22 protein-coding genes and 1 riboswitch are annotated in these 22,802 nt (G+C 44.6%); of the genes, 3 read left to right on the top strand and 19 right to left on the bottom strand.

Features of this window, described 5'->3' with window-relative positions; genetic code table 11:
* Positions 1-3: 3 nt before the first annotated feature.
* The 10 genes from GGQ95_RS04605 to GGQ95_RS04650 form a co-directional block, all read right to left on the bottom strand.
* Entirely contained in the window at positions 4-417 is a 414-nt protein-coding gene (locus GGQ95_RS04605; protein ID WP_044742206.1) for a bifunctional adenosylcobinamide kinase/adenosylcobinamide-phosphate guanylyltransferase, read from the bottom strand.
* Positions 351-1,004: a histidine phosphatase family protein gene (locus GGQ95_RS04610; protein WP_183186434.1), complete on the bottom strand. Its 654-nt coding sequence runs from the start codon at positions 1,002-1,004 to the stop codon at positions 351-353. The genes GGQ95_RS04605 and GGQ95_RS04610 overlap by 67 nt, the downstream gene beginning before the upstream one ends.
* Positions 962-1,735: an adenosylcobinamide-GDP ribazoletransferase gene (locus GGQ95_RS04615; protein WP_044742204.1), complete on the bottom strand. Its 774-nt coding sequence runs from the start codon at positions 1,733-1,735 to the stop codon at positions 962-964. Before GGQ95_RS04615 ends, GGQ95_RS04610 begins: the two co-directional genes overlap by 43 nt.
* A complete protein-coding gene (locus GGQ95_RS04620; RefSeq protein WP_080862372.1) occupies positions 1,708-2,292 on the bottom strand; it encodes a bifunctional adenosylcobinamide kinase/adenosylcobinamide-phosphate guanylyltransferase in 585 nt (194 codons plus the stop codon). The genes GGQ95_RS04615 and GGQ95_RS04620 overlap by 28 nt, the downstream gene beginning before the upstream one ends.
* Positions 2,289-3,359, bottom strand: coding sequence for a threonine-phosphate decarboxylase CobD (cobD, locus tag GGQ95_RS04625; protein WP_183186435.1), 1,071 nt, complete (start codon positions 3,357-3,359; stop codon positions 2,289-2,291). The genes GGQ95_RS04620 and cobD overlap by 4 nt, the downstream gene beginning before the upstream one ends.
* Complete coding sequence (gene cbiB, locus GGQ95_RS04630) at positions 3,334-4,266, bottom strand: adenosylcobinamide-phosphate synthase CbiB (protein ID WP_159720871.1); 933 nt, start codon at positions 4,264-4,266, stop codon at positions 3,334-3,336. Before cbiB ends, cobD begins: the two co-directional genes overlap by 26 nt.
* Before the next feature lie 17 nt (positions 4,267-4,283).
* Entirely contained in the window at positions 4,284-5,768 is a 1,485-nt protein-coding gene (locus tag GGQ95_RS04635; protein ID WP_183186436.1) for an adenosylcobinamide amidohydrolase, read from the bottom strand.
* Between the two features lie 2 nt (positions 5,769-5,770).
* Positions 5,771-6,823 carry a FecCD family ABC transporter permease gene (locus tag GGQ95_RS04640; RefSeq protein WP_066145570.1) on the bottom strand — a complete coding sequence of 351 codons (1,053 nt, stop codon included), beginning with the start codon at positions 6,821-6,823 and terminating at the stop codon, positions 5,771-5,773.
* Entirely contained in the window at positions 6,789-7,754 is a 966-nt protein-coding gene (locus GGQ95_RS04645) for an ABC transporter substrate-binding protein (RefSeq protein ID WP_066146510.1), read from the bottom strand. Before GGQ95_RS04645 ends, GGQ95_RS04640 begins: the two co-directional genes overlap by 35 nt.
* 137 nt (positions 7,755-7,891) lie before the next feature.
* Positions 7,892-8,105: riboswitch (cobalamin riboswitch) on the bottom strand.
* 215 nt (positions 8,106-8,320) lie between these two features.
* Positions 8,321-8,935 (bottom strand): PH domain-containing protein, encoded by a 615-nt coding sequence (locus GGQ95_RS04650; protein ID WP_183186437.1) that lies wholly within the window; start codon positions 8,933-8,935, stop codon positions 8,321-8,323.
* A gap of 393 nt (positions 8,936-9,328) precedes the next feature.
* Here GGQ95_RS04650 and GGQ95_RS04655 point away from each other — a divergent pair, with 393 nt between their 5' ends.
* Genes GGQ95_RS04655 through GGQ95_RS18710 form a run of 3 tightly spaced genes read left to right on the top strand, consistent with a single transcriptional unit; the run spans position 9,329 to position 12,789 of the window.
* Positions 9,329-11,053 carry an ABC transporter ATP-binding protein gene (locus GGQ95_RS04655; protein ID WP_156450487.1) on the top strand — a complete coding sequence of 575 codons (1,725 nt, stop codon included), beginning with the start codon at positions 9,329-9,331 and terminating at the stop codon, positions 11,051-11,053.
* A 6-nt stretch (positions 11,054-11,059) separates the two neighbouring features.
* Positions 11,060-11,737, top strand: a complete 678-nt coding sequence (locus GGQ95_RS04660; RefSeq protein WP_066145579.1) for a response regulator transcription factor — start codon at positions 11,060-11,062, stop codon at positions 11,735-11,737.
* Complete coding sequence (locus GGQ95_RS18710) at positions 11,734-12,789, top strand: sensor histidine kinase (protein ID WP_311975121.1); 1,056 nt, start codon at positions 11,734-11,736, stop codon at positions 12,787-12,789. Before GGQ95_RS04660 ends, GGQ95_RS18710 begins: the two co-directional genes overlap by 4 nt.
* A gap of 39 nt (positions 12,790-12,828) precedes the next feature.
* On the opposite strand, the gene GGQ95_RS04670 is transcribed toward GGQ95_RS18710, so the two are convergent.
* The 9 genes from GGQ95_RS04670 to GGQ95_RS04710 all read right to left on the bottom strand — a co-directional run bounded on the left by GGQ95_RS04670 (position 12,829) and on the right by GGQ95_RS04710 (position 22,746).
* The gene (locus GGQ95_RS04670; protein ID WP_082741628.1) at positions 12,829-14,622 is read right to left on the bottom strand and encodes an ATP-binding protein; all 1,794 of its coding nucleotides are present in this window, start codon (positions 14,620-14,622) and stop codon (positions 12,829-12,831) included.
* Positions 14,622-15,338 (bottom strand): response regulator, encoded by a 717-nt coding sequence (locus GGQ95_RS04675; protein WP_044742195.1) that lies wholly within the window; start codon positions 15,336-15,338, stop codon positions 14,622-14,624. Before GGQ95_RS04675 ends, GGQ95_RS04670 begins: the two co-directional genes overlap by 1 nt.
* A 618-nt stretch (positions 15,339-15,956) precedes the next feature.
* Positions 15,957-17,141, bottom strand: coding sequence for a c-type cytochrome biogenesis protein CcsB (gene ccsB / locus GGQ95_RS04680; protein ID WP_066145586.1), 1,185 nt, complete (start codon positions 17,139-17,141; stop codon positions 15,957-15,959).
* A complete protein-coding gene (resB, locus tag GGQ95_RS04685; RefSeq protein ID WP_066145589.1) occupies positions 17,125-18,780 on the bottom strand; it encodes a cytochrome c biogenesis protein ResB in 1,656 nt (551 codons plus the stop codon). Before resB ends, ccsB begins: the two co-directional genes overlap by 17 nt.
* Positions 18,781-18,793: 13 nt before the next feature.
* Entirely contained in the window at positions 18,794-19,315 is a 522-nt protein-coding gene (resA, locus tag GGQ95_RS04690) for a thiol-disulfide oxidoreductase ResA (RefSeq protein ID WP_066145592.1), read from the bottom strand.
* Between the two features lie 111 nt (positions 19,316-19,426).
* Positions 19,427-20,164 carry a 23S rRNA pseudouridine(2605) synthase RluB gene (gene rluB, locus GGQ95_RS04695; protein ID WP_066145594.1) on the bottom strand — a complete coding sequence of 246 codons (738 nt, stop codon included), beginning with the start codon at positions 20,162-20,164 and terminating at the stop codon, positions 19,427-19,429.
* Between the two features lie 314 nt (positions 20,165-20,478).
* Complete coding sequence (locus GGQ95_RS04700; protein WP_183186480.1) at positions 20,479-21,012, bottom strand: spore maturation protein; 534 nt, start codon at positions 21,010-21,012, stop codon at positions 20,479-20,481.
* Entirely contained in the window at positions 21,012-21,605 is a 594-nt protein-coding gene (locus GGQ95_RS04705) for a nucleoside recognition domain-containing protein (RefSeq protein WP_044742189.1), read from the bottom strand. The genes GGQ95_RS04700 and GGQ95_RS04705 overlap by 1 nt, the downstream gene beginning before the upstream one ends.
* Positions 21,598-22,746, bottom strand: a complete 1,149-nt coding sequence (locus GGQ95_RS04710; RefSeq protein ID WP_066145597.1) for a D-alanyl-D-alanine carboxypeptidase family protein — start codon at positions 22,744-22,746, stop codon at positions 21,598-21,600. The genes GGQ95_RS04705 and GGQ95_RS04710 overlap by 8 nt, the downstream gene beginning before the upstream one ends.
* Positions 22,747-22,802 lie beyond the last annotated feature (56 nt).

Consider the following 22,802-nt stretch of genomic DNA (forward strand, 5'->3'; position numbering starts at 1 on the left):
CCCTTATTTGATTCGTTCGGCCAAACCACACCACAAGCGATCGACACGACTGCATCTGCTTGTCAGCTCTTGGTAGCACCAACCCGTTACATCACGCCAGTTCCGTTCTTCTTCTGTAAGCGGCACAATTCCTTGAGTGATGTCACAACCGATCCATACCACATTTCTTCCCGGCTTATTTTGCTCCCATTGATGCCACGACTGAAAAAACATTGCCCAATGTTCGCGATCTGGCAAGCGCCAAATCAATGCTTCCATCCCTTCAAACACGACAACATTCTCCATCTCTTCCTCGGGAAAAAAATAATCGCCTTTATACCCATTGCACCAACGGTACCACACTTTTTCATTTAATTGATAATAGTCGCAAACCCATTTCCGTTTTCCTTGAAAGGCACCTCCACTAACGAAATGCATCGTTTTCGCTCCTTCCATCGCTCGACTGTCGATTGCAGCATAAAACCGCCGCCAAACGGGATCGACCATTCCCAAAATGGACGTTCTAATGAAGCATATCGCTCCAATACATAGCGAATCGGTCCCCCATGTGTAATGACAACAAGATGAGACGATTTTGTATGGCAAGCGAGTTCGAGTGTTTTGTCCAAGGCTTGCTCCATTCGCCGACCAAAATCTCGATAATGCTCGCCATTGGGCGGGGCAATGGAAAAAGGACTTTGAATCCAGCGCTGATACTCTTTTACTTCTTTCAACTCAGCAAACGTTTTTCCTTCCCAATCTCCAAAATTAATTTCACGCCAGTCACTCATTTCCCAAACTAGCACGTCTTCCTCGCCAAACAGCAGGGCGCATGTTTGCCGACAGCGCAACAAATCGCTTGTCACCACGACCTTCGCGCGAGGATAAGCGCGAGGATCTCGTGCTTGGAGACGTGCCTGCTCTTCTAAAGCGAGCGGCACATCCGTAAAACCAATATAGCGTTTCTCTTTATTTGCTTTTGTCATTCCATGGCGAAGAAATGTAAGAGCCAGATGATAAACCATAGCCATGCCTCCGTTCCCTCCACAAAAGCTCCAAGCATGTCGCCGGTGATACCGCCAAACTGCTGTTTATAGAATGTTCGCGCCATCCAAAAAGAAAGAACAACGCCAATCAATAATACAAACATCAGATGCGGCTGAAACCATCCAAATATCGCAACAGTCAGAGCAAAAAAAGAAAGAATAAACGCTTGATCCGCTCCCGTTACGTGCTCACGGAACGCGGCTGCCATTCCTGTCGGCTTAGCGAGCGGGGCTGCCATCAGCAAAAGCGCCATAAATGTTCGCGAAAAAAACGGAATGACCACAAAGACGAGCGGCGAGATGCCAGAAACGATTGTTTCATATAAAAATAAAAACCGAAACGCTAAAAGAAACACGACAGATAAAACCGCAAACGCCCCAACTCGTGAATCTTTCAAAATCTCCAGTCTCCTAGCTGTATCGCGATACGAAAAAAACGCATCGCTTACATCCATCCAGCCGTCCGCATGCAGCCCGCCCGATAAAAAAATAGACAAAAATAGCAGCGAAAGGGCCAAAAACAGCGAAGACGTCGGTGTCCACCTTAACAGGAGGTACCAGCCGGCCAGAGCTGCACCAATCAATAAGCCGACAGCCGGAAAAAAACGAACGGACCAGCGGGCTGTATCTCTTTGCCAATTCACCTCTTTTCGCAATGGAAAAACGGTTAAAAATTGCAAGGCTAAAATCCATCCATCCCTAACAGCCATGGAAGGCACTCTCCTTTTTTTAAAATCGGCACACCATGGTGTACAAGAATCGCATAGTCAGCGCTATGGACAATACGCTGGTGAAGCCAGCCCAGCATTTTCATAAAATGATAGGTTCCTGCGTCTTGCGGCACTCCCCCGGAAAACAGTTCATTGGATACCATGACAAGCGCTCTCACAACAGTGCTCAATTGTGAAACCGTCCGCAGCATCCTCTCAGCCTTCTGCAAGCAAACCGCTTCTATTTCCCATCCCTCTTCATCAAATAACTCGTTCGCAAGCCAATTCGTTAAACAATCAACAAGAAGGATATCATTCGGCCCAAATTGGGAGGCTAACTCATGTAAATGAAGCGGCTGCTCCCACGTGGTCCACTGGATGGATTGCTGACAGCGCCGTCGCTGATGATGAATGATGCGCTCCTTCATTTCCTGATCGGTTGTTTTCGCAGTCGCAATATAATGGACCGTATTTTGCCGCGAAGCAAGCGCTTGAATGCATTGCTCCGCAATTCCGCTTTTCCCGCTGCGAACACCGCCGCTAATAAAGATCATCATGGCTGCCACCTCGTGAAAAACGATAGAAGCTGATCATTTTCTCTTTTGCTCCTCACAGCAAAACGCAAATAGCGGCCCTCGAGTCCCATGAAATTTTTTGTATGCCGAGGAATGAATCCCTCTTGTAGCAAATCATAAAATAAACGATCCATTGAACCACTAGGCGCTCGTAACAAATAAAAATTTACAGCTGATGGTGATACGTAATAGCCCAATTGCCGCAACGCCGCCGTCATTCGCTCTCGTTCCTTAGCGATCATTCGCTTCGTATGGACGACAAACTCGTTCATTGGCAACAGGCGCAGAGCGAGCTGCTGTGCTACTTGACTTATGCTCCATGGCGGCTGAAGTGCTTCAAGCTGCTCAATGATCTCGTGATGAGCTGCGATATAGCCCACACGTACCCCCGCTAAATGATACATTTTTGTTAAAGAACGAAGCACGATCAGACGCGGAAAAAAATCTAGCCATTTTATAGCGGTAAAAGAAGGTTCGCAAAATGGAATAAACGCCTCATCAATCACGACAACCGTCCGTTTTTGCTCCGCTTTTTCCAACAGCCAACGGAGCTGTTGCGGCTCCATCACGATCCCAGTCGGATTATTAGGCTGGCATAAGAAAATAACATCGGTCTGTTCGATCAGCTTAAGCCAGTCCTCTTGCTTGTACATCCATTGGCTTGCTTCATCAGCCATGATGGAAACAATCTCACAGCTGCGGGCAAGACAAGCGAGGCGATATTCAGAAAATGTCGGTTCCGCAATGCCGATTCGTTTCCCGGAAAATAATTGCGCTAGGAGATCAATACATTGTGAAGCGCCGTTCCCAAGCAGTATTTGCTGAACATCGAGCTGCTCCATACGTGCAAGATAGCGCTTCAATTCTGAAGCTGACGGATCTGGATATTCCATTGCCCATTGATAAAACTCTGTTTGTGTAGGCCAGACAGCAAGAGGAAGGGGGAACGGATTGGTATTGACACTAAAATCAATCCATTCATCCGGAATAGAGAGACCGACGCTTTGATATAATTGTTGCGGATTAGCCCCATGTGCCGGCAGCTTCAACGATCATCCCTCCTAACGAAAGCAGTGCAAGAAATACGACAACCGTTCGAAACATCACATGAACAGCTTGGCGAATGTGCTCTTTTTTCAGCTCAACCAGCGCCTCTCCTATTTTCGGACGTTGCGAGATGACGCCTTGATAAGTGTTGGTTCCTCCTAGCTGTACGCCCAACAAGGCAGCCATGGCAGCTTCGCCCCAACCGCTATTCGGGCTTGGGTGCTTGCGGGCATCGCGCAACACCAGACGAAGGCAGCCGCGAATGTGCCGGCTATTTCCAAGCACCATCACAATTCCCGTCAACCTAGCTGGTATGTAATTTAATACATCATCTAGCCGTGCAGATGCCCAGCCAAAATCGCCATATTTCTCATTTTTATAGCCAAGCATAGAATCGCACGTATTAACAGCGCGATAAACTAAAGCCAATGCTCCGCCGCCGACAAGCGCATAAAAAAGCGGTGCCGTAATTCCATCGCTCGTATTTTCAGCCACCGTTTCGACACAAGCTCTAACAATTTCCGGCTCATTCAGCGTTTCCGTATCGCGGCCAACAATCATGCTTAGCTCGTTTCTTGCCTTTTCTATATCTCCTTGTTCAAGCGGAATCATCACATTCCACGCTGCCTCTTTTAAACTTTTGGCGGCAATCGTCGTAAATATAAGCAAAGCTTCGATTACGACGCCAAATACAACGGAAACGCGGTAGCTTTCATATATGATGATCGAACTGATTCCATAGACCACTGCAACAACGATTCCAATCGTTACGATCCCTTTTACCCGCCGCATTCGTCCACGATTCAGCCGATGATCCAGCCAGGCAATCAATCGGCCCATTCCGCGCACCGGGTGCGGCAACCAACGCGGGTCACCGATGAAAAAATCAATGACGACCGCTAAAGCCATTGCGAGCAAATGATAGGTCACTTCCCATCGCCTCTCCGTTTTTTATATTTGCGCAACGCTTCCGTTGTCGCCTCATACACAAAACGGCCAATCGCTTTGCCAAGCGGCGTAGCCGTTCCAGCATACTCAAACAAGCGTCCTGTTTGTGATGAGGCAATGGCAATGCAATCAGTGGATGTGCCAGTAGCCAGCGTATGTGTTTCCGGATCAAGTACGTGTGCATCATATAACGCTTTCACTTTCGCTTCCGTTGTCGTCATCATGGCCTGTACAAATGCTGTCTCATTTAATTGGCCATCAATAAAAATAAATACGTTAATCGTACCGATTCCTTCCGCTGTCTCCCTTTTTTCCCACGCTTTTGCAGCATCCACCGCATTTCCAACGCCCGCGGTCACCATCACGAATAATGGCACTTCCTCTTCGCTGCTCTTTATCCATACGGCATCCTCTAAATAGACAGCGGTCATCATGCCAATGGTACGATGCACGGCAAAAGAATGGGATTGTAAATATTGCTTCATTTCTGTCTCTGGATCATCACAGCGATAATGCTTCGGCACATGTCTATTCACAAAGTGTGTAGCCCATTGAAAACCAGCGCCAACCACAGCCGATGACAGCACTTTAAAAGGCTGCGGTGTGGTAATGACAATCTGTTCGCCGTCTTGAGCAATCGTTAACGCACTTAAGGAATCGTTCTGTTGCCTCGTATCGGAATAGGTCTGAGGAACAAACGTGAGAAGCGGCTTGGACACAACGGGATGCGCTTGACGCCGCACAGACGCTTGAAATACGGTTTCTAATTGTTTTTCTTCAATCATATCGCTTGGTTCGCCGAGTCCCACCATCTTTCCTTCATGAAGCAACAAAAGCCGGTCACAATATAAGCTAGCTAGATTCATATCATGAAAAATGGCTACAACCGTTAACTGATTTTCTTCTGTCCATTTTTTTAATTGATCTAGCAGTTTGATTTGTTGGGCAATATCCATGTGGTTGGTCGGTTCATCGAGAAAAAGCAAGCTCGGCTTTTGGGCAAGCGCTCTTGCTAAATAGACGCGCTGCCTTTCTCCACCGCTTAAACAGTCGATGGTTTCCTGTTCTTTATGTGCCATCCCCACTTGTTCAAGCGCTTCGGCTACCGCCTGTTCATCCTCCTCTGTCCATGTTGGAAATAACCCTGTTTGATGGGCATAGCGTCCTAACTCTACCGTTTCTTTGACAGTATAGCCAAATGCTGAATCGGCGCTTTGCGGGAGAACAGCGACAAGGCGCGCCAGTTCTTTTGACGAAAAGGAAGCAAGCGGGACGGCGTTCAGTGTAATGGTCCCCTTTTGTAAAGAAAGCTCTCTGCTTAACAGCTTTAATAATGTTGTTTTGCCGCTGCCGTTAGGTCCTAAAATTCCAAAAAACTGTCCTTGTTCCACAGTGAAGGTAATGTTCTGCAACACCGCTTTTTCTCCGTATTGATAGGAAACATCATGAACGTTTAACATCATTTTCACGTCTTCCTTTTCATTCTATTTAAAAATAACCCCGCAAACAAAGGTGCGCCAATTAACGAAGTAATGATGCCGATCGGCAATTCACTCGGTGAAATCATGGTTCGCGCCGCTAAATCGGCTAGCACTAAAAAAGCGCCCCCGTATAAAAGCGATAGCGGTAAAAGCAAGCGATGATTCGGTCCCGCAACAAGACGAATCATATGAGGAACGACCAAGCCCACAAAGCCAATCGCCCCCGACACAGCAACAGCCGCCCCTGTTAATAAGGAAGCGCCGATTAAAATGACCAGCTTGCGCTTGGCAACATGGACACCTATGTGAGCAGCTGCCTCTTCACCAAAGGCAAAAGCGTTTAACTCGCGGTGATTCACTAATAACAGCAAACATCCTATTATAAAAAACGGAAGCATCATGACAACATATTTCCAGCTTCGCATCGCGACGCTTCCCATCAACCAAGTAATAATTTGCCGCAGTTCCTCTCCTGTCAGCGCAATCATAAGCGAGATCAACGCGCTGAAAAATGCGCTGAAAATAATTCCGGTTAAAATGATCGTTTCCACTGACATGCGCGGATCGACGGCGCGAGTAAAAAACAAAACGAGAAAAAGAGTCAGCAATCCAAACGCAATGCTCATGATCGGTAATGTAAACGATCCAAACCACGGCAATTGCAGATGAAAGAACAAAACGACGACCGCTCCGACTGACGCGCCCGATGATACTCCAAGCGTATAAGGATCAGCCAATGGATTTTTTAGCAATCCTTGAAACGCCGCTCCCGCCAACGAAAGGGAAGCGCCGACTAAAAAAGCCAAAACAACGCGCGGCAAGCGGATGGCCATCACAATTTGCACAAGCGTATCAGGAATGTCAGGGGACGGCGCAATTCCCCACCATTGCTCTAAAAAAATGTCAATAATAGACGAAAAGGGAATCGATAGTGAGCCTATCGATATCCCTAACAACATGCACACGACCACCGCCGTAAGAGCGATGACGTAGGCAATTATATTATTTAAAGATTTCCGGATAAATGACTTTGGCAAGTTCCTCTACCCCTTCAACAAGGCGTGGGCCTGATCTTGTGACTAAATCAGAATTCACCTCATATACGCGTTGATTTTTAACCGCCGAAACGTCCTTCCACGCCGGTCGTGCCATCACTTGCTTTACAGCATCTTTCACATAGTCTCCATACGTGACAACAATTACATCCGGATTGAGCGCTACCGCTTTTTCTTCCGTAAACATCGGCCATCCTTCTTGATCGCCAGCCACATTTTCTGCTGAAATCGCTTGCAGCATGTCATTGATAAATGTTCCCTTTCCTGCTGTATAAATTTGTGGCGCCGGCTGCACTTCCACCCATACTTTTACCGGATTTTTCACGTTTTTTGCTTTTTCCTTGATGGCTTCAAGCTTTGATTTCATCTGGTTAACAATTTGATCGGCTTTTTTCGTTGTCCCTGTTGCTTGTCCAATTAATTGGATCGAATGGTAAACATCATCAAATGTTTTGGCATCGTTCACAACAAGCACTGTAATTCCCGCATCCTTCAGCTGCTGCAGGCCGTCCCGCGAATTATGGGCACTCGATGCGTGGGCAAGCACTAAATCAGGCTTGAGTGAAATAATTTTCTCCACGTTAAACTCCATGCCGCCAATTTTTTCTTTATTTTTTACATCTTCCGGATAGTTATCAAAATCACTGACTCCAACAATTTTCTCTCCTAAACCAAGTTCATAGGCAATTTCCGTATTGCTCGGAATTAACGAAACGATTTTTTTCGGTTCGGACTGAATCGTGACCTCTTCCCCTAATCCGTCCTTAACGGTTACCGGGAAAGCAGCTGTTGCTTCTTGCTTCGCATTGGATGAATGAGTGGATTTGTCTGTTTCTTGATTACCGCACGCGGCAAGAAGGCCGAACGTCAGCATCAACACAAGCAGCCACGTATAATACCTCAGTTGCTTCATCATGGTTTCTCCTCCTGCACATATAAATTAAAAAATGCCCATCCCGGACGGAATGAGCAAGAAACGACAAACCATAGAGTTGTGGCAGCATAATAACCACCTTTTGCCGTTTCGCCATCTCACCCCCCGAAGATTGGAAACATCGAGCAGTCAGGGCAGGTCTACTGACTTATGCTTCATCCTACTTTGAACCTTCCCATGCGGCCAACAGCTTGCCCATCAATACCGCACAGTGGTTATTTCATTTCGTCAGCATTTACAGTTGCGGGGACAGTTCTGGATTCGCACCAGATTCCCTATTAAGCCTATTAGCGATTCGCTCACTTCGGCACCCTTCTGCATCGATATACAATTGTAAAAAATAATCGAACAATTGACAGTTACAATATTAAAGGACGAAAGGCTGTTTGGCAACAAAAAAATGACGGAATTCGCCATTTTTCCCGTCTCTATATTATATGGATCTCATTTTTTAACGCATTGGCGTGATGAAAGCACATCCACCGACTTACCGTAAAAACGACTCGAACAGCAGTTTATCGCCATTCGAGTCGTTTGGATCGCTATTAATTGTTAATATAGCGTTCAAATACATCCCCAAAATCTTTCACTGTATACTGCTTCTTAGTCTCAACAAGCCAGTTGAACGCGATTTGATTTAGCTCTTTAAACTGTTCAGCAATGCTGTTTGGAGTGCTGGCGACACGCCCTAGCACGGAGGAGGCAACATCGAGACTTTTTCGCGCAAAGTCGAGCGTCGTTTCATTTTCATGGCAAATTTCTGAAATTTTTAAAAGTGCTTTATATAAATCTTTCACTTCTTCCAGATGCTTTTTATGCACATCAATCGAATAGTGCTCCGATCCGATGGTAAATTTAATCTCTACATCTAAATCGACCGTGCCTGCCGTCTCAAGCGATACGCCGGCAATTGGATACTTATAGTAATCATAACGGCGCAGCGTTCGCTTTTTACTTGTCGCGCTCGTCCCATCTAAATGAATAAGCGCTCGGTTAGTAAAGCAATATTCATCTGATTTGGACTTAATCAAAAAATAAATCTTTTCTCCATCTTCATGCATCACATAATCGTCTGCGTCCACTTTATCATAATTTTCGGGTTTAATGACAGAGCCGATATCACTTAATCCGAGAACATCAGCAGCAACTTTGCCAAACATCCAGCATCTCCTCCCCTTTCTTTTCTTACAATCCCATTATACCATCCATTTGCTTTCCAGATCCGATAAACAGAAAAAATAAAAAATGGATTTATAGCCGATTCAAAAGCACAATCCTTTTTTAACAGATGGAGGCAAATCATAGAACACTGTCCAATACAACTTTTTATAAACGTCATTCTTCGCTGAAACCTCCGTGCCTTGTCACAGGATCAAGAGACGATGCGAGTGCTATAATATATTTATGATGATGTCCCAAAGTTCATATTCTGTTCATAAACATCAAGTACAATACATACACGACAGCATAAAAATCATAGCAAAAAGAGTGGTGATCAAATCGTGCAAAAGCAATCATTAGAAGAAAAAGCAGACTGGCGCTCGTTTATCTGGATGATTCAAGCAACGAAGCCGCCTAAAATGATCATGATTATTGCGCTATTCTTAAGCGTGGCGTCTTCCATCGTCAGCTTAACGATTCCGCTATTTACGAAAAAAATGATCGATGGCTTCACCGTTTCATCATTAAATAAAACGACGATCATTTTGCTTGTTGGCGCCTTTATTGCACAAACGATCGCTAGCGGCTTCTCCATCTACTTGATTAACTATACAGGAGAAACGGTTGTATCCAGACTAAGAGAACAAGTATGGCAGAAGCTGCTGCATTTGACCATTCCGTACTATGATCGTCATCGTACAGGGGAAACGGTTAGCCGAATTACAAATGATACCGCTATTGTGAAAGGATTAATTACAGAGCATACAGCCAACTTTTTCAATGGCATTATTTCCATAACCGGCTCTGTCGCATTATTGCTGTACTTAGATTGGAAAATGACGTTGATTATCTTTATTCTGCTTCCACTAGCCGTTAGCATTATGATCCCGTTAGGAAGACAAATGTTTAAAAACTCTAAAAGGCTGCAGGATGAAACGGCGCAATTTACTGCTTTTATTACACAAGTGCTGTCAGAAATTCGCCTTGTGAAATCATCCAATGCCGAACAGCTTGAATATGAAAAAGGAAAAAAAGGCATTTCGCATTTATTTCGCTATGGATTGAAGGAAGCAAAAGTTCAGGCCATGGTCATGCCATTGATGGGAATTGTGCTTATGCTTCTGCTTGTTGTCATTCTCGGCTTTGGCGGATATCGGGTTTCTACAGGGGCAATGACGGCCGGAGGGCTCGTTGCTTACATTTTATATCTTTTCCAGATGGTCATGCCGCTTGCTGCATTCAGTACTTTCTTTACACAATTGCAAAAAGCGATGGGAGCCACACAACGCATCATAGCCACGCTGCGCGAGCAGGAAGAAGACTATCTGTCTGGAGAAGAAGTCGCTCGCATTGATGAACCGATCCATGTCAATCATTTATCGTTTTCATATGAAAACGGTGAACCGATTTTAAAGAACGTAAACTTTACGATTGAACCGGGAAAAGTGACAGCGATCGTCGGCCCGAGCGGTTCAGGAAAAACGACGTTCTTTTCCATCTTAGAGCGGTATTATACACCGACAAGCGGCAGCATTTTTCTCGGCGAGAAACCTATTCATGCCCTTTCTTTATCTTCATGGCGCCAGCAAATTGGTTATGTATCTCAAGAAAGTCCGCTTATCGCTGGAACGATTCGTGACAATATTTGCTACGGGCTTGATCATCAAGTAAGTGACGAAGGATTAAAATGGGCAGCCGACATGGCCTATGCTTCTCCGTTTATTGAAGAATTGCCACAAAAATATGAAACAGAGGTCGGCGAGAGAGGCATCAAGCTTTCCGGCGGGCAGCGCCAACGCATCGCCATCGCCCGCGCGCTGCTGCGCAACCCGCGCATTTTATTATTGGACGAAGCCACGTCCAACCTCGACAGCCAATCGGAAATGGCGGTGCAAAAAGCGCTGCAAAACTTAATGAAAGGGCGAACGACGATCGTGATTGCCCATCGATTATCGACGGTCATCAACGCTGATCAAATCATTTTCATGGAAAAAGGCGAGATTACGGGAATGGGGACGCATCAAGAGCTGTTTGCCACCCATGCGCTTTATCGAGAATTCGCCATCCAACAATTGCATCTTCATGAAGAAATGCAAAAAAATACGGCTAAAGGATGAGAACGTATGGCAAAGTTATTGATTGTGGATGATGATGATCATATTCGCGAGCTTTTGAAAGTTTTGCTTGAAAGCGCGGGGTTTGAAACTTATGAAGCGGCTGACGGCCGGCAGGCGCTTCGATTGCTAGAAACCGTCAAAATAGATCTGGCCATTCTCGATATTATGATGCCGGTAATGGACGGCTGGGAATTGTGCGAAGAACTTAGGCATTTTGCCGATATCCCCATTTTAATGCTTACCGCTAAAGGCGAGACATCACAAAAAGTGAGGGGATTTGAGCTGGGGGCGGATGACTACTTAGTCAAGCCTTTTGAACCAATGGAGCTGATAGCAAGGGTTAAAGCCTTGTTGAAACGCTACCGCATCGCGAATTCGCACACAGTGCAAGCAGGAAGGCTGTTGCTTGATGAGAAAACTTACACGATCACGTGGGACGATTCTATGCTCACGATTCCGAAAAAAGAATTTGAGCTTTTATTCAAGCTAGCGAGCTATCCTGGAAGGACACTATCAAGAGATGAATTAATTGAAGATATTTGGGGCTATGATTATGAAGGGGATGAACGAACCGTCGACGTCCATATCAAACGGTTGCGCGAACGATTTTCTGAAGAAAAGAGCGGCTTTAAAATCATAACTGTCCGCGGCTTAGGCTACCGCTTAGAGGTGCAGCAGCCGTGAACAAGCGTCCTTCCATCTTTCTTTTCATATGGCGTTTTTTCATCGGGATCTTTTCGTTAATTTCTTGTTGGACGATCGCTTTTTTCTTAACGAATTACTTGTACCGCCATTTTCATTACCATCCGTCCGATTATGTGCGCGAGCTGATTAATTTTATCGTCGGCCTTTTCATTCTGGGAGTAGCCGTTCAATTTCTTGAGAAAATGGGGGGATGGCGGGCAAAACAAATGGAATTTTTCCATTCCATGAAAAAATCATTTGAGCAAATTGCCAACGGAAATTTTAACATCAGGCTTGAATCCATTTCGCCGCATTCTCCGTTTAATGAGCTTGTAGAAAGCATTAACCGAATGGCCCAAGAATTAAGCGAAATGGAACAGCTGCGGCAAGAATTTGTTTCCAATGTCTCTCACGAAATTCAATCGCCGCTAACATCTATTATCGGCTTTATCCATGCGTTGAAAAATGGCAAGCTCAGCGCCGAGCAGCGCGCCCGCTATCTTCATATTATCGAAACTGAGAGCAAACGGCTGTCGAAATTAAGCGATAACCTTTTAAAGCTGACCTCGCTTGAATCAGAGCATCATCCATTTGAACCGAAAAAATACCGGCTGGATCAGCAGCTAAAAAACATTGTGCTTGCTTGCGAGCCTCAGTGGCTAGAAAAAGCCATTGACATCGATATCGTGCTCGATAAAACCGAAATTGTGGCGGACAAAGATTTACTCGATCAAGTATGGATGAACTTGCTCCATAACAGCATTAAGTTTACTCCCCAAAAAGGAAAAATTTCAATCAGTGTGTCTCAAAGCGGACAAAAGATTCAGGTCGCTGTCTCCGATACAGGGATTGGCATGTCTGAAGAGGAAAAAATGCATATGTTTGAACGGTTTTATAAAGCAGACCGCTCGCGAAATCGCTCTGAAGGCGGAAATGGCTTAGGGCTTACAATTGTCAAAAAAATCGTTTCCATGCATCACGGCGACATCAAAGTCGAATCAACGAAAGGAAAAGGAACCACCATTTTTGTTTCTTTGCCGTCCGGCAAGTAAGTGCAAAGGGTGTCTGAAAAGCGAATGTTTCAAACGCTTTTAGACACCCTTTGTTTCGTTCAGCGGCAACGTAAACGTAAACGTTGTCCCCTCGCCGAGCTTGCTATGAGCATGGATCGTACCTTTATGCGCCTCGATAATATTTTTAGCGATGGCAAGCCCCAGCCCTGTGCCAGAACGTCCGCGAGTACGTGCCTTATCCGCCTTGTAAAAGCGCTCAAATACAAATGGTAAATCCTCCTCAGGAATGCCTGATCCCGAGTCCTGCACATGAATGGATACCCCTTCTCCCGTTTGTTCGACAACCACCTTCACCATGCCGTTCTCCTCTGTATGGCGAAGGGCATTGTCAATCAAATTGGTCAATACTTGTTCGATGCGATCCGGATCCATGTTTATATGCAAATCCTCACTCCGAAACTCTGTAGATAAATCAATTTGCTTTTCTTTCGCTAATCCTTGAAATTTGCGAGTCACCCGTTCAATGTATGGCCGAAGCTGAACATCTTCATAATTGAGCGTAATATGTCCGGCTTCCATTCGCGCCAAATCCAATAAATCATTGACAAGTCGCCCCATTCGCAACGATTCATCATAGATTACCTTTGCCATTTCTTTTTTCTCTTCATCTGTTGCCGCAATGTCATCAATGATGGCTTCGCTATACCCTTGTAGCATGGCAATAGGGGTGCGCAATTCATGTGATACATTGGCAATAAAATCCTTGCGCAGCTTGTCCAAGCGGCGCTCTTCCGTCATATCCCTCAGCATCGCCACGGCTCCACGAACAGCGGTTTGATTATAAAGCGGCGTCATTAAAATCACCCATGTCCGCCCTTGCAGCGTCACCTCTGCCACCTGTCTTGTTTCTTCCTTTACCACGCGGGCAAACTGTTCTTTTACTTGCGGCGGCAAGGCTGCCATGGCTTCGCTTTCATTTCCTTGTTCAAAATACCAAGCCTGCAAAAAACGCTCAGCGGGCGGATTGGTAATTAAAATTTCCCCATCGCGATTGAATGTGATGACTCCATCTGCCATGCTGCTTAAAATACTAGCCAGCTGCTCTTTTTCTTGATTAAGGGCATTAATATTAAACTGCAAACGCCTTCCCATCTGATTAAACGCCATCGCCAATTCCCCAATTTCATCATGCGTTAGAATCGGGACTTTGGTGTCAAATTTGCCACGCGCCACTTCAAAAGCGGCTTGCCGCATTTTGCGCAGCGGCGCGGTAATGCGCGTGGACAAAAAAAACGCAAATACGGTTGTCATGACAATGGCAATAAACGCAGCCAGAAAAATGAGCCTTTTCGTTTGCTGGGTCGTATCCTCCACGGCGTTCAGCGATTGGTAAACAAACACGGCGCCGTGTTTTCCATCGTTCAGAGCAACAGGCACACCTACAATCAACCATTCATTATAACGATCTTCTTTTGCTTGAAGACTAGGCAAATAGGTTTTCTTTTTCACTTGCTTTTGCTTTGTGATGACTGCGCGAAGCTCTTGATCTTCTTCCACAAACGATATCGGCAAATCACGAATCTGTGAGCTAGCCGGCAAATACCAATAGTGAGTTTTATCCGCGACAATGATCGCTTTGGATGTATTTCCCACTAACGTTGCCGCAATCGAACGGGCAAGCGCTTCATCCCGATGCTCCTGCATCACTTCTGATACTCTGACGGCCAGCTGTGTGAGCTCTTTTTCTGCCTCCTGCACATGATAGGTTTCGAAAAACTTTAATAATAGAATGGTTAAAATGAATAAAACACATGAAACGAGAAGCAAAATAGTCGCCCATAGCTTCCCGACGACGCTCCGCAAAAACCACATCATTCATTCACAACCTCAAATTTATACCCCACTCCCCAGACGGTGACAATCATCTTAGCAGCGGCTGGGGAAACCTTATTCAATTTTTCACGAAGCCGCTTAATGTGTGTATCCACTGTACGCAAATCGCCAAAAAACTCATAATGCCACACTTCCTTTAACAACTGCTCGCGATCAAATACTTTATCAGGCGATTTAGCTAAAAATAGCAGCAGCTCATATTCCTTTGGCGTCAAGCTGACTTCTTTTCCATCAGCCGTCACGCGATGGGCATCATTATCAATCGTTAAGTGTGGAAACACAAGCACATCCTTCGCTGTTGTATCCGTTTGGACATAAGTCATATTGGCTGCACGGCGAAGCAAAGCTTTGACTCGTAGCACGACTTCGCGCGGACTAAACGGCTTTACAATATAGTCATCCGTGCCGGCTTCAAACCCTTGCACGCGATTCGCTTCTTCTCCTTTAGCGGTCAGCATAATAATTGGTGTTGCCTTTTTTTCACGTATTTCTCGACATACTTCTACGCCGTCCTTACCCGGCAACATTAAATCAAGCAAAATTAAATCATAATCATTTTCCAACGCTTTTTTGAGGGCATCCCCCCCATTATCAGACTCCTCAATCACATACTCCTCACGTTCTAAATACATCTTCAGCAAACGGCGAATCCTCTCTTCATCATCAACAACTAAAATTTTGATTTGTTTATCCATATTGAACATCCTCCCTTGCTCACTATTTTACAAAAACCGCACCATTTTATCTATATAAATACAACTTAAAGATGGAACGAATGGCATCTGCAAAAGCCAATGGTTGAAAATCCTCGTAACGAACGCGGCCATAAAAAACGGCTTAACTCCGTATTCAAACCAATGCGAACATTGTCCATTTGGAACAGCCGAAAGACGTTCAGGCGAAAAAATCCTGAACAACGACCCATTCATGAGAAGATGCGACTGATGCTTTAAAAACGAGAATTCCTATTTTTTTACAATTGAAGTAAATCGGTGATTGTCCTCGGTCATGCCAACGTATGTGATCAAGCACCGATATCGGCTATCGTCTGAACGCTTAGGAACAAATGCTGACGCGGTAAGTTGTGTCGATATAAAATCAATGCGAGCTGATTCCAGATTTCGCAACCCTTTCCCCCTATTCTTTCTATCCATTGAAGCGTTGTCATTGTTCCTTTATGTCGATTGTTCACTCCAAATCGATATCAACATGAACAAATGGGAGTTTCTTCTATAATATGTTGTCCTGAAACTACTATCCAAAAACAAGAAAAAGGGGATCCCTTGAGAGGATACCCCTTTTTTCGCTGATGCTTATGAGCCGGCATAAGAATGCAATCCAGCAATAACTAAATTGACCGCAACGAGGTTAAACATAATAATCGCAAAACCGATCACCGCAAGCCATGCAGACTTTTCCCCATGCCATCCTCTCGATAAGCGCAAGTGCAAAAACGCAGCATAAAAAAGCCATGTGATCAGCGCCCATACTTCCTTCGGATCCCATCCCCAGAAACGTGTCCAGGCAATTTGCGCCCAAATCATAGCAAAGATCAGCGCTCCAAGCGTAAACACAGGAAATCCAATCGCAACTGCACGATAACCAATCTCATCAGTTAAATCTAAATTGACGTTTTTGACAAACGGCTGTAGCGCAGCAGCAACACGCTTCCGCAATAGGAGACGCAGCAGCAAATAAAGCACTGCACCGCCAAATAATGACCAAATGACGGTATTCAGCTTTTTGGCATTAATGATGGCCGGCATTTCTACAAGCGGCTTTAGACGGTCCGCGCTCTGCTTTTCCAGAGTCCATTGATGCGGACCGACAAGCGCCGGCATTTGATACACCACTTCTTGCGTTTCCTTATTTTTATCAACCCATTTAAATTTGGCTTCATAATCAGCGAGTCCAAAGGCGCTAGAAACCGCAACAAACCCGAGAGTCGTAATCAAGCAAAATAGCACAAATTCCAGCCAAAATGTCCGTTTTGACGATTTGGACTGATCGACTACACGAATCAAATAAATCAATCCTGCCGCAAAGCTAATCGCTAATATCGCTTCTCCCGCAGCAGCGGTTGTGACATGGATATGTAGCCAATCGCTTTGCAGCGCCGGAATCAGCGGTGTAATTTCCCGCGGGAACATGCTGGCATAAGCGATCACAAGAAGAGCAACCGGTAGTGTAAAGACGCCAAGAATGCTTGTTTTATAAATGAAATAAATGATAATAAATGCGCCGACAAGCATCATTCCGAAAAAAGTAGTAAACTCAAACAGATTGCTGACAGGAGCATGTCCAGCTGCAATCCATCGCGTAATAAAATATCCTACCTGAGACAGAAAGCCTACAATGGTAATCACAATCCCAATCGTTGCCCAACGGTTCGTTTGTGGTCGATCTTTTTTATCGCGAATCGTTCCACCGAAAAAAAATGTGCCAATTAAATACAGAACGAATGCGATATATAGCAGCGTACTACTTAGTTGCGCCATTCCCTTTTCCCCCTTGCGCTTCTTTCTTCTCTTCCTCTGCCTGATCGATCGGCATCATTAATCCCGTTCCTTCAATAATAGCTCTCACTTCATTTTTCAGACCAAACCAGTTTTTATTGGTATGAGCAGCCAGCAGCACTTCCCCGTTAACAAGTTTAAGCCAAATGCGGCGATGATTCCAATACATTCCCTGAATAACGCCAATCATAAAAATGGCTCCGCCGACTCCCAAAATCCATAAAGTAAAATCTCGGCGCACCGTCAGCGCAGATACATTTCTTGTCTCTACGCCAGCAAACGCCATTTTATATTTGTTATCACCAAACGGTTCAATTGTCTGGCGAATGGCCACAAAGCTTACCTCTCCTTTTGGCTTGTCCGGCGTATACATTTTAAAAACAAAGGCCGGATTGTTAGGAACTCGCGATTTTGTCGCCGGGTTGCCGTCATCATCAAAATAAAAATCAGGAAAGTAGCTGAGCAACTCCACCCGATAGCCTTTTCCTAAATCATAAGATGGCTTCGGATTATTTAAATCGATTGAAAGATTTCCAAATACGGTTTCCGTTTGTTTGTCAATCAGCTCAAAGGACATTTTGTTCAATTCATTCAGCTTAAAATCTACTTGGTACAATGCGTAATGGTCGTACTTAAGCGGGTCGTTGACACGAATGCGATATTCTTTCACTTTTTTTAACTTCGGTTCTTCACCAGGCACAGTTGGACCTACTCGCTTATATAGCACCGCAGTTGTTTGATAGGTTTTCGCCACCATTCCGCTTCCGACACGATCAATCGCTTCATTAAAAGCCGGATTGTCTTTTCCTTTTTCATATGTTTCAAAAACAAATTTTTCATTTTTTAAAAAATACTGGCCGTTTGTTCCGGGAATTTCTTTCGTTTCTCCTTCGCGAATCCAAAGTACCTTATCCACATACATGCCTGGTACAAAGCGAAGCATGGCGCCAATCAAGAAAATGATAAGTCCGATATGGTTGACATATGGACCCCATCGCGAAAACCGGCCTTTTTCCGCCAAAATATTACCGTTTTCTTCGCGAACATGATACCGCCGCTTCGCCAAACGCTGCTTGACGGTTTCTAAAAAAGATTCATCTTCCATGCTTGTTGCGCTAAATAAGCGCTGACGGCGCAAAAATGATTCATGGCGTGTCACCCCTTGCTTTTTTAGCGCACGATAAAGAGGCACAACTCGGTCTAAACTACAGATCACAAGCGATACCCCGATGGATGCAAGCAGCAGAATATACCACCATGAACCATACAAATTATCAAACCCTAGCTCATAGTATAACTTTCCCGCCCAGCCATACTGGTCCTCATAATATTCGGCAGGCGTCACATTAGGCGGCAAATACATTTTTTGTGGAAAAATCGTACCAATCGCCGAAGCAATCAGCGTTATCACAATGAGCCATACTCCGACCTTGACAGACGAAAAGAAATTCCAAATTTTATCAATGATTGTTTTGTTATAGGTTTGGGAACGCCGAGCGCTCCCTTCATAGCGCATATCCAGCAACGGTTTCGCCGTATGCTCCAGCGGCTTTCCGCAAGATTCGCATAACACGGTACCGTATGGATTGACGTGGCCACATTCGCATTTTACTTGTTCCATAATCAAAAACTCCCTACGGTTTAATGCTTTCCATGTATTGTTTAATCATTTCTTCTGTCATGGTTCCGGTAATAATTTTCGTAATTTTGCCATCTTTATCGATTAAAAATGTCGTTGGCAACGGGTCAATCTCATAAGCGTTCATGACTTGGTCCTCACGGTCAATGACAACTGGAAATGTCAACTGATACCGGTCTACGAATTTTTGTACGCTTAATTTCGGCTCCCCTACATTCACCGCCAGCACTTCGACTCCTTGCTTTTTAAAGTTTTCATACTGTCGGCTAATGTAAGGCATTTCCTTTTCACACGGCTTACACCATGTGCCCCAAAAATTCAAAAACACGCCTTTTCCGCGATATTCAGACAGACGGTGCGTTTTTCCTTGCAAATCTGTCAATACAAAATCAGGAGCCTCTGCGCCAACCTTGATCTCTGCTTTTTCCATAAAAAAGTTTGAATAGATGGTATACCCAACCGCTCCTAGCAATACAATTAAAATCACGGTTCGTAAAACAAGTCGCTGCTTTTTCATCACACTAACTCTCCCAAATAAAAGATGTGCCACCTATCATTATAGCAATATTCACTATATTCATAATGAAAATTCTATGAATGTTATGTGACAAATGAGAAAAGTTTCCGGTTATTTGTGAATGCCGTTCCCAGATAACGCAAGCGCGCGCAGCTGCTTCACTTCATGCGGGGATAGTTCGCGATAATCGCCAGGATTCAATCCTTTTAAATCGAGAAAGGCATATCTTTCCCGTTTCAATTTCATAACCGGACAGCCGATTGCTTCAAACATGCGGCGCACTTGACGATTGCGTCCTTCATGTATGCGAATCTCAATGACCGCTGTTTTCTTCCGCTTATCCAATGAAAGCATTTTTACTTTTGCCGGTGCGGTCATCCCGTCCTCAAGCAAAATTCCTTTTTCCAGCTGCTTTAACTGGGCCCTCGCTGGAATTCCTTTAACCTTCGCCACATATACCTTCTCGATTTCGTAGCGTGGATGCATAAGAAGATTCGCGAAATCGCCGTCGTTTGTTAATAATAAGATACCGGATGTATCATAATCTAAGCGCCCAATGGGATAAATTCGTTTATCAATATCCTGGAAAAAGTCAGTAACAACCTTTCGGCCTTTATCATCTTGAACGCTTGAAATCACACCGCGCGGCTTATAAAGAAGATAGTATACAGGCTCTTCTCTCTCGACCGGAATCCCTTCCACTTCGATTTTATCTTGAGGACCTACCTTTAAGCCAAGCTCTGTCACCACTTTTCCATTTACTTTTACTTTTCCATGTAAGATAAGCTCCTCAGCTTTTCGGCGTGATGCAATTCCAGCATGTGCAATCACTTTTTGTAACCGTTCCATCATTTTCACCTCTTCAACCATCTTACTCTTTTCGACAAAAAGATACAAGTACGAGATTGTAGACCACGTCTATGCCGACTTTGTCTACAACGATTTGGCCTCATTCATTTATGAGAATGTTTCATATTTGACTGTCTTGAAAATGCTTGGTAGACAAAAAACACATTCGAATGAAACGATTAATCGGGCCAAGACCATTCATAAGCGAACGGGCAAAAAGAAAGAGTTCGTCAACAGTCTGGCAGGTACACCATCCTATTTTTATCATACCCTTGTTTTTTCAAGCAAATAAAAAAGCAGCCGAGCCGGCCGCTTTATCTTCCAAATACGAGCAATATAATGATAAAGGATACAACAAAACTCAAAATATCAGCTAAAATTCCGACCTTTAGCGCATCCCCCATTTTACGGATGCCGACAGCCCCAAAATAAACGGTCAGCACATATAATGTCGTCTCCGTGCTGCCTTGAATTGTTGAAGCAAGTCTTCCTACAAATGAATCAGGGCCGTATGTTGCAATTAAATCTGTCGTCATCCCTAGCGCCGCTGTTCCTGAAATCGTCCTTACCATGGCTAATGGCACCACTTCTGCAGGAAGACCAATCGCTTCAGCTAATGGCTTTATAAATCTCATCATATAATCTAAAGCGCCGGATTCACGAAAAATAGAGATGGAGACAAGCATACCGACTAGATAAGGAATAATCGAAACAGCAATGGAAATTCCCTCTTTGCCCCCTTCAACAAATGACTCATAGGTAGGTATTTTTTTCCATGTGCCGTATAATAAAATAAAACCAATGGTGAGCGGAATCAGCCACAGCGAAATGATTTGAACAATCTCCATCATCGCTTTCCACCTCTTGTTCGTCTCCAATAATAATAGCGATCAATGAAAATCGCACCTATCGTTGAAATCGCTGAGGCAACAAGAGTCGTTCCAATAATTTCCCCCGGCGCTGATGATTCATAGGTCATGCGGATCGAAATCACTGTGGCTGGAATCAATGTAATTCCCGACGTATTCATCGCTAAAAATGTCACCATTGAACGGCTGGCTGTGTCGCGATTCCCATTGAGTTTCTTTAATTCCTCCATCGCCTTAATTCCCATCGGCGTTGCTGCATTTCCAAGGCCAAACATATTAGCGATCATATTCGAAACAATATATCCCATTGCCGGATGATCCGCCGGCACTTCTGGAAATAAGCGGCGGACGAGCGGCTTGCATAGATGCGCCAGCTTCGTAAGCAAACCTGCATGCTCAGCAATTCTCATCAAGCCAAGCCAAAACACTAAGATACTTATCATTCCGATGCTGATGGTAACCGCTTCTTTCGCTCCTTTGAATACCGCTTCATTCACTTCATTCATGGTTCCGTTAAACATCGCAAAAACAATTCCGACGAGTGCCAGCATAGCCCAAATAAGATTAACCATTGCCGCCCACACCTAAAAAGAAAACTTGCTTCCAAACTGGTTCAGCAGCGTCTTTTGACGTTTGCCGCAAAGAAGGCTTATATAAAAGCGGCACTTCATCTACTGCCTCTCCATTCAAGTACAGAGTGGCCTTACCGACAATTTTGGGAACGAGTTCTTGATCCTTTTTCCATTGCTTTTTTGGACGAATGAGTTGAACATGGAGACGCAGCTTTTTCATTTCTTTGTCAGTAACCGGATATCGCAAATCGCGAGTGGCCTGAATATGATAGCGATAAAAGCGATCGTCCACTTTCCGACCCATTTTTTTGCTGTTTATTTTTGCCACCACATAATGGTCAAAGCCATATTCGTACATAGAAATATGATCATTCCAATCGTCAGGGGCATTCAGTGTCACGGCAATTAAATTCAATCCTTCTTTAGAAGCAGTCGTGACAAGCGTTCGCTTCGCCTTCTTCGTATATCCTGTTTTTCCGCCCGTGCAGTATTCATAAAGGTTCGTTAGTAGTTTATTTTTATTGCGCCAGATACGGTCCCATTTTTCATCAGGGTTTGGCGCGCGATATGTTTTCGTCCCGGAAATCTTGCGAAACTCTTTATTTTGCATAGCATAGCGCATTAATAATGCCATGTCATAAGCGGTTGAGTAATGATCCTCCGAGTCATCAAGACCGTGCGGATTGGCAAAATGCGTATTTTTCATTCCTATTTCCAGCGCCTTTTGGTTCATTAAAAAAACAAACCCCTCCACACTTCCGCCCACATGCTCAGCGATAGCGACAGCGGCATCATTACCAGAACGGAGCATTAAACCATAGACAAGATCGCGCAGCTTGATTTTTTCCCCTTCTTTCAAATAAACGGATGACCCCTCTGTTCGCACTGCACGAGAGCTCACCGTAACGGTATCATTCATTTTTCCTGACTCTATCGCAATAATCGCTGTCATAATTTTGGTAATGCTAGCGATACGCCGTTTCGTAAAAGCATCCTTTTCAAATAAAATGCGCCCAGAGGATTGCTCCATTAAAATCGCACTTTGCGCACTAACTCCTTGGGCCTCCGCTCGCATCGGAATACATGAAAAAATGACCGCAAGCGCTATGATGAACATCATCCATCGTTTCTTTTGCTCCATGTAATCCCCATCCCTTTTGCCGTTTTGTACAAGTGTATGCATCAGCTGAGCGGATA

Origin of the sequence: Anoxybacteroides rupiense, assembly GCF_014196195.1 — a bacterium.
In the GTDB taxonomy this organism is placed as follows: domain Bacteria; phylum Bacillota; class Bacilli; order Bacillales; family Anoxybacillaceae; genus Anoxybacteroides; species Anoxybacteroides rupiense.

Bases quoted from the DNA above. Each gene is read 5' to 3' on its own strand.
- rluB (WP_066145594.1), bottom strand. From the start codon at position 20,164: ATGGAACGGTTACAAAAAGTGATTGCACATGCTGGAATTGCATCACGC.
- GGQ95_RS04615 (WP_044742204.1), bottom strand. From the start codon at position 1,735: ATGGCTGTTAGGGATGGATGGATTTTAGCCTTGCAATTTTTAACCGTT.
- GGQ95_RS04605 (WP_044742206.1), bottom strand. From the start codon at position 417: ATGCATTTCGTTAGTGGAGGTGCCTTTCAAGGAAAACGGAAATGGGTT.
- GGQ95_RS04705 (WP_044742189.1), bottom strand. From the start codon at position 21,605: ATGGTTAATCTTATTTGGGCTATGCTGGCACTCGTCGGAATTGTTTTT.
- GGQ95_RS04620 (WP_080862372.1), bottom strand. From the start codon at position 2,292: ATGATGATCTTTATTAGCGGCGGTGTTCGCAGCGGGAAAAGCGGAATT.
- ccsB (WP_066145586.1), bottom strand. From the start codon at position 17,141: ATGGCGCAACTAAGTAGTACGCTGCTATATATCGCATTCGTTCTGTAT.
- GGQ95_RS04675 (WP_044742195.1), bottom strand. From the start codon at position 15,338: ATGGATAAACAAATCAAAATTTTAGTTGTTGATGATGAAGAGAGGATT.
- GGQ95_RS04635 (WP_183186436.1), bottom strand. From the start codon at position 5,768: ATGATGTTAAACGTTCATGATGTTTCCTATCAATACGGAGAAAAAGCG.
- resA (WP_066145592.1), bottom strand. From the start codon at position 19,315: ATGAAAAAGCAGCGACTTGTTTTACGAACCGTGATTTTAATTGTATTG.
- GGQ95_RS04660 (WP_066145579.1), top strand. From the start codon at position 11,060: ATGGCAAAGTTATTGATTGTGGATGATGATGATCATATTCGCGAGCTT.
- GGQ95_RS04710 (WP_066145597.1), bottom strand. From the start codon at position 22,746: ATGGAGCAAAAGAAACGATGGATGATGTTCATCATAGCGCTTGCGGTC.
- GGQ95_RS04670 (WP_082741628.1), bottom strand. From the start codon at position 14,622: ATGTGGTTTTTGCGGAGCGTCGTCGGGAAGCTATGGGCGACTATTTTG.
- GGQ95_RS04610 (WP_183186434.1), bottom strand. From the start codon at position 1,004: ATGGTTTATCATCTGGCTCTTACATTTCTTCGCCATGGAATGACAAAA.
- GGQ95_RS04645 (WP_066146510.1), bottom strand. From the start codon at position 7,754: ATGAAGCAACTGAGGTATTATACGTGGCTGCTTGTGTTGATGCTGACG.
- GGQ95_RS04700 (WP_183186480.1), bottom strand. From the start codon at position 21,012: ATGGAGATTGTTCAAATCATTTCGCTGTGGCTGATTCCGCTCACCATT.
- GGQ95_RS04650 (WP_183186437.1), bottom strand. From the start codon at position 8,935: ATGTTTGGCAAAGTTGCTGCTGATGTTCTCGGATTAAGTGATATCGGC.
- cbiB (WP_159720871.1), bottom strand. From the start codon at position 4,266: ATGGCTTTAGCGGTCGTCATTGATTTTTTCATCGGTGACCCGCGTTGG.
- GGQ95_RS04655 (WP_156450487.1), top strand. From the start codon at position 9,329: ATGATTCAAGCAACGAAGCCGCCTAAAATGATCATGATTATTGCGCTA.
- resB (WP_066145589.1), bottom strand. From the start codon at position 18,780: ATGGAACAAGTAAAATGCGAATGTGGCCACGTCAATCCATACGGTACC.